The 12,577-nt window shown below is 51.8% G+C and carries 11 protein-coding genes; 6 read left to right on the top strand and 5 right to left on the bottom strand.

Going from position 1 to position 12,577, the window contains the following annotated elements; genetic code table 11:
• Together HV314_RS14965 and pphA are read left to right on the top strand one after the other, a co-directional pair.
• The gene (locus HV314_RS14965) at window positions 1–1,152 is read left to right on the top strand and encodes an IS30-like element IS30 family transposase (RefSeq protein ID WP_001254932.1); all 1,152 of its coding nucleotides are present in this window, start codon (window positions 1–3) and stop codon (window positions 1,150–1,152) included.
• Between the two features lie 69 nt (window positions 1,153–1,221).
• Window positions 1,222–1,863 carry a protein-serine/threonine phosphatase gene (pphA, locus tag HV314_RS14960; protein ID WP_181546004.1) on the top strand — a complete coding sequence of 214 codons (642 nt, stop codon included), beginning with the start codon at window positions 1,222–1,224 and terminating at the stop codon, window positions 1,861–1,863.
• Here the strand turns inward: pphA and HV314_RS14955 are convergent, their stop codons facing one another.
• The 5 genes from HV314_RS14955 to yebS all read right to left on the bottom strand — a co-directional run bounded on the left by HV314_RS14955 (window position 1,864) and on the right by yebS (window position 7,885).
• On the bottom strand, window positions 1,864–2,055 hold the full coding sequence (locus tag HV314_RS14955; RefSeq protein ID WP_016152779.1) for a YebW family protein: 192 nt from the start codon (window positions 2,053–2,055) through the stop codon (window positions 1,864–1,866).
• A 102-nt stretch (window positions 2,056–2,157) separates the two neighbouring features.
• Entirely contained in the window at window positions 2,158–2,394 is a 237-nt protein-coding gene (locus HV314_RS14950; RefSeq protein WP_029139506.1) for a YebV family protein, read from the bottom strand.
• 100 nt (window positions 2,395–2,494) lie between these two features.
• Window positions 2,495–3,916 carry a 16S rRNA (cytosine(1407)-C(5))-methyltransferase RsmF gene (gene rsmF, locus HV314_RS14945; protein ID WP_284201946.1) on the bottom strand — a complete coding sequence of 474 codons (1,422 nt, stop codon included), beginning with the start codon at window positions 3,914–3,916 and terminating at the stop codon, window positions 2,495–2,497.
• Between the two features lie 83 nt (window positions 3,917–3,999).
• Complete coding sequence (locus HV314_RS14940) at window positions 4,000–6,633, bottom strand: PqiB family protein (RefSeq protein WP_181546002.1); 2,634 nt, start codon at window positions 6,631–6,633, stop codon at window positions 4,000–4,002.
• The gene (gene yebS / locus HV314_RS14935; protein WP_016152782.1) at window positions 6,602–7,885 is read right to left on the bottom strand and encodes a membrane integrity lipid transport subunit YebS; all 1,284 of its coding nucleotides are present in this window, start codon (window positions 7,883–7,885) and stop codon (window positions 6,602–6,604) included. Before yebS ends, HV314_RS14940 begins: the two co-directional genes overlap by 32 nt.
• 128 nt (window positions 7,886–8,013) lie before the next feature.
• On the opposite strand from yebS, the gene HV314_RS14930 reads away from it, so the two are divergent.
• From HV314_RS14930 to htpX, 4 genes are all read left to right on the top strand, one after another.
• Complete coding sequence (locus HV314_RS14930) at window positions 8,014–8,511, top strand: GAF domain-containing protein (RefSeq protein ID WP_016152783.1); 498 nt, start codon at window positions 8,014–8,016, stop codon at window positions 8,509–8,511.
• A gap of 96 nt (window positions 8,512–8,607) precedes the next feature.
• Window positions 8,608–9,294: an RNA chaperone ProQ gene (gene proQ / locus HV314_RS14925; RefSeq protein WP_003833781.1), complete on the top strand. Its 687-nt coding sequence runs from the start codon at window positions 8,608–8,610 to the stop codon at window positions 9,292–9,294.
• 19 nt (window positions 9,295–9,313) lie between these two features.
• Entirely contained in the window at window positions 9,314–11,362 is a 2,049-nt protein-coding gene (gene prc, locus HV314_RS14920) for a carboxy terminal-processing peptidase (protein ID WP_046276431.1), read from the top strand.
• 192 nt (window positions 11,363–11,554) lie between these two features.
• Entirely contained in the window at window positions 11,555–12,436 is an 882-nt protein-coding gene (htpX, locus tag HV314_RS14915) for a protease HtpX (protein ID WP_003034964.1), read from the top strand.
• Window positions 12,437–12,577: the final 141 nt, after the last annotated feature.

Raw genomic sequence — 12,577 nt, 5'->3', positions numbered from 1 at the left:
ATGAGACGAACATTTACAGCAGAGGAAAAAGCCTCTGTTTTTGAACTATGGAAGAACGGAACAGGCTTCAGTGAAATAGCGAATATCCTGGGTTCAAAACCCGGAACGATCTTCACTATGTTAAGGGATACTGGCGGCATAAAACCCCATGAGCGTAAGCGGGCTGTAGCTCACCTGACACTGTCTGAGCGCGAGGAGATACGAGCTGGTTTGTCAGCCAAAATGAGCATTCGTGCGATAGCTACTGCGCTGAATCGCAGTCCTTCGACGATCTCACGTGAAGTTCAGCGTAATCGGGGCAGACGCTATTACAAAGCTGTTGATGCTAATAACCGAGCCAACAGAATGGCGAAAAGGCCAAAACCGTGCTTACTGGATCAAAATTTACCATTGCGAAAGCTTGTTCTGGAAAAGCTGGAGATGAAATGGTCTCCAGAGCAAATATCAGGATGGTTAAGGCGAACAAAACCACGTCAAAAAACGCTGCGAATATCACCTGAGACAATTTATAAAACGCTGTACTTTCGTAGCCGTGAAGCGCTACACCACCTGAATATACAGCATCTGCGACGGTCGCATAGCCTTCGCCATGGCAGGCGTCATACCCGCAAAGGCGAAAGAGGTACGATTAACATAGTGAACGGAACACCAATTCACGAACGTTCCCGAAATATCGATAACAGACGCTCTCTGGGGCATTGGGAGGGCGATTTAGTCTCAGGTACAAAAAACTCTCATATAGCCACACTTGTAGACCGAAAATCACGTTATACGATCATCCTCAGACTCAGGGGCAAAGATTCTGTCTCAGTAAATCAGGCTCTTACCGACAAATTCCTGAGTTTACCGTCAGAACTCAGAAAATCACTGACATGGGACAGAGGAATGGAACTGGCCAGACATCTAGAATTTACTGTCAGCACCGGCGTTAAAGTTTACTTCTGCGATCCTCAGAGTCCTTGGCAGCGGGGAACAAATGAGAACACAAATGGGCTAATTCGGCAGTACTTTCCTAAAAAGACATGTCTTGCCCAATATACTCAACATGAACTAGATCTGGTTGCTGCTCAGCTAAACAACAGACCGAGAAAGACACTGAAGTTCAAAACACCGAAAGAGATAATTGAAAGGGGTGTTGCATTGACAGATTGAATCTACACCCGCCTTTCTGATGTATTTGCTAAAATTAAAGTTGCATGAGAACTGTGTACAGGAGGTCAAATGGGACTGCCTGACAATGCTTATCAAAGAGTGGAAGCGACGCGCTGGCGACATGTTTGGGTGGTCGGGGATATCCACGGTTGCTTCTCATTATTGATGGCGAAATTGCGCCTGTGTCATTTTGATCCGTGGCAGGACCTGCTGGTTTCAGTGGGGGATGTTATCGACCGCGGACCAGACAGTCTGCGTTGCCTGAAGCTACTGCGTAAACGCTGGATTATCGCGGTCAGAGGGAATCATGAACAGATGGGGCTGGACGCGCTGGCAACCGGGGAGCAATTCCTGTGGTTTATGAATGGCGGTTCGTGGTTTGCGCAGGCGGAGCAGCCAGCGGCGACAACCGCTCTTGAAACGTGTCGGCAATTACCCTGGATTCTGGAGCTGCGTTGCCAGAACGGCATACACGTTATTGCTCACGCAGATTACCCTGATGATAATTATCAGTGGCAAAAAGAGGTCGATTTACAGCGGGTACTGTGGGATCGCACAAGGCTGATGAATAAAGGCAATGGCATTCGCGGCGCGGATCACTTTTGGTTTGGCCATACGCCTCTGCGTCAGCGGGTGGATCACGAGAATCTGCACTATATTGATACTGGTGCGGTGTTTGGTGGCGAGTTGACGCTGGTGCAACTGCAATAATCAAAAATCGCTGTATTCCTGGGCCGGACGCCAGAAGCTGTCGATGTAGTCATCCGCGGGTAAACATCCGCCGTTACGAATACGCTGATCGTCCATCGATATCAGGCACTGCTGCTCAGTTTTGTAGACATCAACAACGATATCTTCACAACCGCCACCCAGGTAGCACACAAAAAGAACCAGCGTGAACATTCCATCCTCAAATGGTAAAGCCATACCTGTAGTGTAGAAGATGTTGATAGATGAGGGAAATTAACCAAGAAATAACCCGTCTGGCGACGGGTTCTTTTTGAATCAGGCAAGGCGCATGATCCAGGCATCTGACTTACGATCGTAGTGCTCGCGAAATAGAACTGAATGTTCTCCGTTAAGAAGGGCCGGGACGCTGGTGTCGGCATCCCAGGCATCAAGTTGCATGCATAAATCCGGATCGGATTTACACGGAATGGTTAACGTTCGGTCCCCTGGCGATTCGCCATGTAACTCGGCGTCGTCGATTTCAAAAGCGCCAATGCGCACACTGGTTTTCATCATCGTGCTCTCCGTTTATTTGCTGGTTGTGGTACGACCAGTTAGGCCGTCCATTTTTCAGCGTAGTCAACGTTAGCAAAAGCGCCAGTAAAAACGTGCGTTATCCTGTAAAGAGTTTGCCATCCCGGACAAGATCGCGCGGGTAGCTATTCTTTAATCGCGATCCAATACGTTTCGCCAGGCCAATCGGCTGATGCTGGAACGTAACCAGCACATCGTCGGTGGTCGGTGCGGTCTGCGGGTAGACATCCCGTCCGCGGTACCACTCTTCGGCTTCGGCAAGGGTCAGTTCGAACGCATGGCTGTGATTTGTGCTGGCGAGAGCAATGATGGCTTCATGCTGCCAGCGGTACCCTTTATTGTGCGTTTCAGCGAGTTTGATGCCGAGTCGGGAAAAGCGGACTTTGCCGATCAGGGTTTCAATCTCGGTTGGGAACAGCCAAATCTCTTTATCACGCTGCCACAGGCGCAGAGTGTCTTCCCACTGCAATCCACAGGCGTTAGCGGCCTGAGTGACAAGCGCGGATTCACGTCCTTTAAGCGGGCTGAACGGGAAGTTACCGACTTTGTATTTTGGCGTCGGTAGTGCAGGGATCGCGGCGGTTTTGCGCAGACGCGCGACGAAAAAACCTTCACAATCGTAGATCTGCGGGAACACATGCAGGAATCCTTCCGGGGTCAGGGCGCGTTCAGCCTGCGGGAATAAATCGCCCAGTGGTAAAAACTCGACGGCGTCCGGGTAGGTCTCAATCAACCACTGCATAATGTCTTCATTTTCGTCACGGTTCAGCGTGCAGGTCGAGTAAACCAACGTGCCGCCGGGACGCAAGGCATGAAAGGCGCTGTCGAGAAGTTCGCGCTGGGTTGCGGCAATTTCCAGATTACTTTCTGGCGACCAGTTTTTTAGCGCATCGGGATCTTTACGCACCACGCCTTCACCGGAACACGGCGCGTCCAGCAAAATGGCATCGAAGGCTTCTGGCAACGCTGCGCCAAATACCCGCCCGTCAAAATGGGTTAGCGCGACATTGGCTATCCCGCATCGGCTGATATTGGCATGCAGGACTTTGACGCGACTGGCGGAAAACTCATTTGCCAGAATCGCGCCCTGATTTTTCATTTTTGCGGCAATTTGCGTGGTTTTGGAGCCGGGGGCTGCTGCGACATCCATCACGCGATCCGGGGTGTTACCATCGGCAAACAGCGCGGCGACCGGCAGCATTGAGCTGGCTTCCTGAATATAAAACAGGCCGCTTAAATGTTCCGCGGTACTGCCGAGCGGTACTGACTTTTCATCATCGCGTTCGATCCAGAAACCTTCAGCGCACCAGGGTATCGGAGTGAGCGACCAGTTGTAAGGTGCAGTCAGAGTGAGGAAGTCGGCAACGGAGATTTTCAGCGTATTGACGCGGATGCTGCGACGAAGCGGACGCTGGCAGGCAGCGAGAAAATCATCAAATGAGAGCGTGGAAGGCATTGCTTCACGCATTTGGTTTAGAAAGGCGTCGGGAAAATAAGCCACTTGGTACCACCGGCAAAAAAACAGGTGCGCAGTGTAGCATAAGTGCTCCGGCGCGAGTATGTACGCCGGAGCAAGGGGAGAGATTAACGTGGCAGGGCGGTTCCCCATTCACGCCACTCTTTTGGTTCGCTTTCGAGCAGCAGGAAGTGTTTACCTGCCTGCGCTTTCGGGGCCAGCGGCGTACCCGGTGGCGTAGCGAAGGCGATTCCGCCGCGAATGAACTGATTGAAGGTACCGGTCTTCACGACGCCGCCGGTCAAACCAAAGTCGAGATTGTATCCGGATGCCAGCCAGAACACGGAGTTGTTCCGCACCAGATGCTGATAACGCTGGCTAATGCGCATCGCCACCATCACGCGGTCAGAAAGCGAGCCCAGCGTCAGCCCGGTGACGGTCCCCACTTCAATGCCTCTGAACAGGACTGGCGTACCGATATTCAGCGAACCTGCTTCCGGCGCTTCTACCACAATACTCAGACCATCGAGGTATCGAGAGTCGGTAATGGTGGCTTCCTGCAGTTCAAAATCACGGCGCGGGTTACCGCGTCCTGGTTCAACGTTAATATACGGCTGTAAGATCGTATCCAGATGCTCGACGCCTGCCGCTGAGATTTGCGGTGTGATCACGGAGAAGCGGGTACCGCTACGGGCAAAAGTCTGCACGTATTCCGGATACAGAACCGCTTTTGCCTGAACTTCGTTACGGGCGGTGATTAGCTCAAGCGTCTGGATCTGGCCGATATCGATCCCCAGGTAGCGAATTGGCATGCCGGCCGCGAGTTTACCGGCATCGAACGCGTGCAGGGTTATCTGCCCGCCCACTGCACGTGCAGCGGTTTCGGAAGCATACAGAATACGCTTGTCGCCTTTGCGTTGGCTGGCGCTGGCGCCGCTGAGGTTATCGAAGCTAATCGCCCCTTTGAGCGCTCGCGACAGGGGAGATGCCTGTACGGTCAATCCGCTACCGTTAAGCTGAACCTTTGCCCCGCCTTCGGCCCAGAATACGCTGTTGCTGGTCAGCAGGTTGCGATATTCCGGTTTGATATGCAGATCGATATCAAACGCATCGGCGCGTGGGCGAACGCTAATCACTTCACCGACCTCGAATTTGCGGTATAAGACCACCGAACCGGCCTGCACATCAGGCAGCGTTTCGGCGCTCAGGCTGAGCGTGGTAGTTGGCAGATCGCTCAGGCTGTTTTCAATCGCTTTTTCCAGGTTGGCATACAACGGGTAGCTTTTTTTCATTTCACCCTTGGTACCGGGCAAAATACGAATGCCGCCGCTGAGCCATTCGCTGGCGCTGGCGCCAAGGAATTCCACGCCATCAAGCCCGACCTTGACGTCAACGCGGCTGTTGACCACAAACTTACTGTCACCTTGCACCAGGGCGCGATGCTGTGGTTCGATGGCAACGGTAAATGAAACACCTTTGCCAGAGAGCGTGCGATCAATCACCTGACCGATCTGTACGCCGTGAAGAATCAGTGGCTGACCGGCATCAATACCGTAACTCTCCGGCGCGGTCAGCGTAAGCGTCATGACGCCCGGATCGTGTAACAACGACTTCTCTGCAGGAATAACCGCAAACTGGTTACGCGGCTCGCCCTCGCCAGGTACCAGCTCGAAAGTTTTGCCCGTCAGTAGCGAACTGATATTTGCATCGTTTAACGATAATTTAGGGCTGTGTAATTCAATCCGCGTATTGTCGCGCAGCAGCGTTACGACGCTGGGATCGACCGTCATTTCGCCGGTCACTTTACCGCCTGGATTTAAATCCAGTTTGGTCAGTTGCCCGACTTCTAATCCTTGATACATCAGCGACGTTGAGCCGGCCTTGAGTCCATCGCCGCTGGGTAAATCAAGCTTGACGATCACTCCCCGCTGGCTGTGCGCGAGATCCTGATACAAACCAAACGTGTCATCGGCCACCGCGGGTTTAGAGTCTTCGGGCGAATCAAAAGCAATGGCGCCATTGACCAGCGCCGCCAGACTCTCCAGCTTGATCTTCGCTCCGCTGAGGCTGACATCCGCATTCACACCGGACACGTTCCAGAAACGGCTGCCTTTTTTCACCAGGTTGGTAAAGCGACGTTCGATCAGCACGTCGATGGTTACGCCCTGATGATTTGGGTTGATGGTGTAGTCATATACCCGGCCCACCGGAATCTTGCGGAAATAAACCAGCGAACCGCTATTGAGCGACCCGAGGTCAGGGGCCCGCAGGTGCAGCATCAAATCGCCATTATCCAGACGATATTTGGGCTGCGTATCGAGGGCGACGAAATGATCTTCCGGCTCGCCGGTTCCGGGCATCATGCCGATATAGTTGCCGCCAACCAACGCATCCAGACCAGAAACCCCCGCCAGCGATGCTTTCGGCGTGACCAACCAGAACTGGGTATCTTTGCGCAGAGCATCTTTCATGGTCGATTTGATGCTGACGCGCACTTCAATTTTGCGTAGATCTTCGCTGAGGTTGATATCCTGCACGGTGCCCACTTCAACGCCCTGATAACGAACGGGAGTACGGCCCGGTACAATGCCGTCAGCAGACATAAAGTCAATGGTTACGGTATTGCCGCGATCTTCATAGCTTCCCCAGATAAGCCATCCTGCAATCATCAGTGCGATGAACGGCAGCAGCCAGAACGGAGAGATACGGCGTTTAGTTTTAATCTGCGCTTCAGTCTGCGAAGCGGGCGTTTCCTGACTCATGTGCATCCCAAAGTAAGCGGCTGTCCAGCCATTCCACAGCAAGAATAGTCAATATTACCGCTGCACCGAAATAAAACGCAGCTGGCCCCATAGTAAAAGCAAGTATCTGATCGCGATTAATCAGCGACATGGTTAAAGCGATAACAAAGAGATCCAGCATTGACCAGCGACCAATCCAGGTCACCATACGCAGCAGTTTGATGCGGGTACGCAATCCTTGCTCACATCTAAAATGGATGCTGATGAGCAACGTAAACATCACAATCACTTTGGTGAATGGCACCAGAATACTGGCGATAAAAACAATCGCCGCAACGCCGACGTTGCTGTTCGCCAGGGACATTATGCCAGACAGGATCGTGTCTTCCTGGCGGCCGCCATTGACATAAATTACCGAGATGGGCAGCAGATTAGCAGGCAAAAGCAGGACGATCGAGGCCAGCAGAGCAGCCCAACACTTTTGGATACTTTGATTCCTGCGCCAGCGTAACGGGATATGACAGCGAGGGCAGCGACCTCGGGCGTCCGGATAACCTGTAAAGTGGCAGCCGAGGCAGACGCGGAGTTTTTCATCGGGCCGACGGGCTGGTCTTTGCGGGTAGAAACGGTCCCAAAGCTGCTCAACGTTAAGGTGCGACAGCGTCAAAACACTGAGGATCACCAGCGCAATAAAAGCAAACAGACCCACACCGGGTTGCAAAAAAGCATAGTCCTGAACTTTGATTGATGCGACGCCAATGCCCACCAGATAGATATCAAGCATCACCCACTCTTTGAGCCTTTCCAGCATCAGCAGCACAGGGCGCAGGTTCATCCCAAGAATATTGCCAAACCACAGATAAGCGATTGAGGTCACGAGAATGATGGGCGCGCCGGCAACGCAAAAGAGTACGAAGGATGCGGTGAGTGGGTCGCCTTGTCGGGTCATTTGCCAGATGCCTTGCAGCACATTGGCGTCAATGCGCACACCTAATAAATAGATGTGCAGGAGCGGTTCTCCCCAGGCAAAGGGCATCAGCAGCAGCATGGTGAAAGCCATAGCCGCCAGTCGTGTTAATGACCAGTCGCGTCCGTCACGAATTTTTGCCTGACAGCGTGGGCAAAATGCACTTTGATGCGAACGCATTTTAGGCAAGCTAAAGATCAGGTCACATTCAGGGCAGCGATGGTAATGCGCACGAGGGAGTGCATCACCAATGGACCTGATGGCTATTTTTTTAGTCGGCGTGATGCGTGGTGTCGTTAAGGCCATGTATCGCGAATCAAATTGTTGAAGTAATGTTATCTTAACTCATGACGGGAATGATCTTGAGCATTAACGCATTTAATGTTTATTTTAGTAGGCTGCAGCTTTAAGTAAGACAACTAAGTGATTACATAATGAACAAAACAGAGCTATACACGGATCTGAACCGTGACTTTCAGGCATTAATGGCAGGTGAAACCAGTTTTCTGGCAACGCTGGCAAATACTAGCGCGTTGTTGTACGAACGTCTTGCAGAAGTAAACTGGGCCGGTTTTTATCTGCTCGAAAACGATACGCTGGTGCTGGGGCCTTTCCAGGGAAAAATCGCCTGCGTGCGGATCCCGGTAGGACGCGGGGTGTGTGGGACCGCAGTTGCGCAGAACCAGGTTCAGCGCATTGAGGACGTTCATGCTTTTGACGGACACATCGCATGTGATGCCGCCAGCAACGCTGAAATCGTCCTGCCAATCACCGTCGAAAATCAGATAATCGGCGTGCTGGATATCGATAGCACGGCGTTTGGCCGCTTTACTGACGAGGATGAACAGGGGCTGCGAACGCTGGTGGCACAACTTGAAACCGTGCTTGCAACGACGGATTACAAAAAATTCTTTGCGCGCGTCGCAGGATAATCAACGGATAACGTAGCAATTACTGATGACGTCATTATAATGTCGCCTGTTCATGCCTGCGCTTGTTGGCTACGTCCGTTGTAATCAGGAAATTTCATGGAAAATCAACCTAAGTTGAATAGCAGTAAAGAAGTCATCGCGTTTCTGGCCGAACGCTTCCCGCAGTGTTTTAGTGCGGAAGGCGAAGCGCGCCCACTGAAAATTGGCATTTTTCAGGATCTGGTAGAGCGTGTTGAGGGCGAAATGAACCTCAGCAAGACGCAGCTCCGCTCTGCCTTACGTCTCTATACTTCAAGCTGGCGCTATCTGTATGGCGTTAAATTGGGCGCAACGCGTGTTGATCTCGACGGCAACCCTTGTGGTGAGCTGGATGAGCAGCACGTTGAACATGCTCGCAAACAGCTGGAAGAAGCTAAAGCCCGCGTTCAGGCGCAACGTGCAGAGCAACAGGCGAAAAAACGCGAAGCAGCCGCTGCTGCCGGTGAAAAAGAAGACGCACCGCGTCGCGAGCGTAAGCCGCGTCCTGCACCGCGTCGTAAAGAAGGCGCTGAGCGTAAACCTCGCGCTGAGAAACCAGCAGCAAAAGCACCGCGTGCTCCTCGTGAAGAACAGCATACCCCGGTATCTGATATTTCAGTACTGACGGTAGGGCAGTCTCTGAAGGTGAAAGCAGGTAATAATGCGATGGATGCCACCGTATTAGAAATCACCAAAGATGGCGTCCGTGTACAGCTGAATTCGGGTATGTCTTTGATTGTACGCGCAGAACACCTGGTGTTCTGAAACGGAGGCCAGGCCTGGCATGAACACTTTTTTTAGGCTTACTGCGTTAGCTGGTCTGCTTGCATTAGCAGGCCAGGCACTTGCTGTGGAAGATATCACGCGTGCCGATCAAATCCCCGTTTTAAAGGAAGAAACCCAGCATGCGACGGTAAGTGAACGTGTGACATCGCGTTTTACGCGTTCGCACTATCGCCAGTTCGATCTGGATCAGGCGTTTTCGGCAAAAATTTTTGACCGCTATTTGAATCTGCTCGACTACAGCCACAACGTGCTGTTGGCGAGCGATATCGAACAGTATGCAAAAAAGAAAACGGTCCTTGGCGATGAACTGCGTACCGGCAAGCTGGATGTCTTTTACGATCTCTATAATCTGGCGCAAAAACGCCGATTTGAACGTTATCAGTACGCTTTAAGCGTACTGGCTCGTCCAATGGATTTCACCGGTACCGACACCTTTAACCTCGACCGGAGCAAAGCGCCATGGCCGAAGAGCGAAGCAGAGCTTAACGCGCTGTGGGACGGCAAGGTTAAATTTGACGAACTCAGCCTGAAGCTGACCGGCAAAACCGATGCGGAAATTCGTGAAACGCTGACGCGTCGCTACAAGTTTGCGATTCGCCGTCTGGCGCAGACCAACAGCGAAGATGTGTTCTCTCTGGCGATGACGGCTTTCGCCCGTGAGATCGACCCGCATACTAACTATCTCTCTCCACGCAATACCGAACAGTTCAATACTGAAATGAGCCTGTCTCTGGAAGGTATTGGCGCGGTTTTGCAAATGGATGATGACTACACCGTCATTAACTCCATGGTGGCGGGCGGCCCGGCAGCCAAGAGCAAAGCAATAAGCGTTGGCGACCGTATTGTCGGCGTGGGTCAGACCGGTAAGGGAATGGTCGACGTGATTGGCTGGCGTCTGGATGACGTTGTTGCGCTGATCAAAGGACCCAAAGGCAGCAAAGTTCGCCTTGAAATCCTGCCTGCCGGTAAAGGTACTAAGACGCGTACCGTCACGTTAACGCGTGAACGTATTCGTCTCGAAGACCGCGCCGTGAAAATGTCCGTGAAAACCGTTGGCAAAGAAAAAGTCGGCGTACTGGATATCCCTGGCTTCTATGTTGGCCTGACGGATGATGTCAAAGTTCAGTTGCAGAAGCTGGAAAAACAGAACGTCAGCAGCGTCATTATCGATCTGCGCACTAACGGTGGCGGCGCGCTGACCGAAGCCGTTTCGCTCTCAGGTCTGTTCATTCCTTCCGGCCCGGTGGTTCAGGTTCGTGACAATAACGGTAAAGTGCGTGAAGACAGCGATACCGACGGCGTTGTGTACTACAAAGGCCCGCTGGTAGTGTTAGTCGATCGCTTCAGTGCTTCGGCATCAGAGATTTTTGCTGCGGCAATGCAGGATTATGGTCGTGCGCTGATCGTTGGTGAACCGACTTTCGGGAAAGGCACTGTACAGCAGTATCGCTCTCTGAACCGTATTTATGATCAGATGCTGCGTCCGGAATGGCCGGCGCTGGGTTCTGTTCAGTATACGATCCAGAAATTCTACCGTGTAAACGGTGGCAGTACGCAGCGTAAGGGCGTTACGCCGGACATCATCATGCCGACAGGTAATGAAGAAACGGAAACCGGTGAGAAGTTTGAAGATAACGCGCTGCCGTGGGATAGCATTGATGCTGCGACCTACACCAAATCAGAGAATCTGACGCCGTTCGGACCTGAATTGTTAAAAGAGCACAATGCACGTATTGCCAACGATCCTGAGTTCCAGTACATCATGAAGGATATTGCGCGTTTCAATGCGATGAAGGATAAACGCAACATCGCTTCTCTCAATTATGCTCAGCGTGAGAAAGAGAATAACGAAGATGACGCAATGCGTCTGGCGCGTATCAACGATCGGTTTAAGCGAGAAGGTAAGCCGCCGCTGAAAAAACTGGACGATTTACCGAAGGATTACCAGGAACCAGATCCCTACCTGGATGAAACGGTAAAAATTGCGCTTGACCTGGCGCATCTTGAAAAAGAAAAGCCAGCGGAACAGCCCGCAACCAGTAAATAACCTCCAACAGGCACAAGAAATTGTGCCTGTTTTTTTAACAAACGCATGAAGACGTCAGTGTGATACGATAAAATGTAAAGTTGTGTCTTTCTGGTGACTTAGCACCTATGGATGCTTGAAAATAGCCATAAGACCCATACGATATGGGTAATCGCATAGTGCGTTTTGTTAAATTGAGGTTAAAAGAAAATTATGATGCGAATCGCGCTCTTCCTGCTGACGAACCTGGCTGTGATGGTCGTTTTCGGGCTGGTATTGAGCCTGACAGGGATTCAGTCAAGCAGCGTTCAAGGCTTGTTGATCATGGCACTGCTGTTTGGTTTTGGTGGTTCCTTCATTTCGCTGCTGATGTCCAAATGGATGGCGTTAAAATCCGTTGGTGGGGAAGTGATCGAACAGCCTCGCAATGAAAGAGAACGCTGGCTGATGAATACGGTAGCGAATCAGGCTCGCCAGGCTGGGATCGCTATGCCGCAGGTTGCAATCTACCATGCGCCAGATATTAACGCGTTTGCTACCGGTGCGCGCCGGGATGCTTCGCTGGTGGCTGTGAGTACAGGCCTGTTGCAAAACATGAGCCCGGACGAAGCCGAAGCCGTTATCGCGCATGAAATCAGCCACATTGCCAATGGCGATATGGTTACCATGACGCTCATTCAGGGTGTGGTGAACACCTTCGTTATCTTTATCTCACGTATTCTGGCGCAAATTGCCGCTGGCTTTATGGGCGGAAACCGCGATGAGGGTGAGGGCAGTAATGGCAATCCATTGATCTACTTTGCAGTGGCGACGGTGCTGGAACTGGTGTTTGGTATTCTGGCGAGCATTATTACCATGTGGTTCTCACGTCATCGTGAATTCCATGCGGATGCCGGTTCAGCAAAACTGGTGGGGCGTGAGAAAATGATCGCCGCGCTGCAGCGTCTGAAAACCAGCTATGAGCCGCAGGAAGCGACCAGCATGATGGCGTTCTGCATCAACGGTAAATCCAAGTCGTTGAGTGAGCTGTTTATGACTCACCCGCCGTTGGATAAACGTATTGAAGCGCTGCGCAGCGGAGAGTATTTGAAGTAAGTTAATGACTGTCACGGGGCACTCGTTGCTCCGTGACTCATAAAATATAATGGCTATTTAAAGCTATCGATTAAAGCCTCACCCAGCATATTCTGTCCCAGTTCAGCTTTACCTCTCATTCCGTCATTTTTATCTGCCGGG

The organism is Citrobacter sp. RHBSTW-00887 (assembly GCF_013728095.1).
Taxonomy (GTDB): Bacteria; Pseudomonadota; Gammaproteobacteria; order Enterobacterales; family Enterobacteriaceae; genus Citrobacter; species Citrobacter braakii.
Note: the sequence above shows the minus strand (reverse complement) of the source record. Positions and strands in the feature narration are given on the sequence as shown.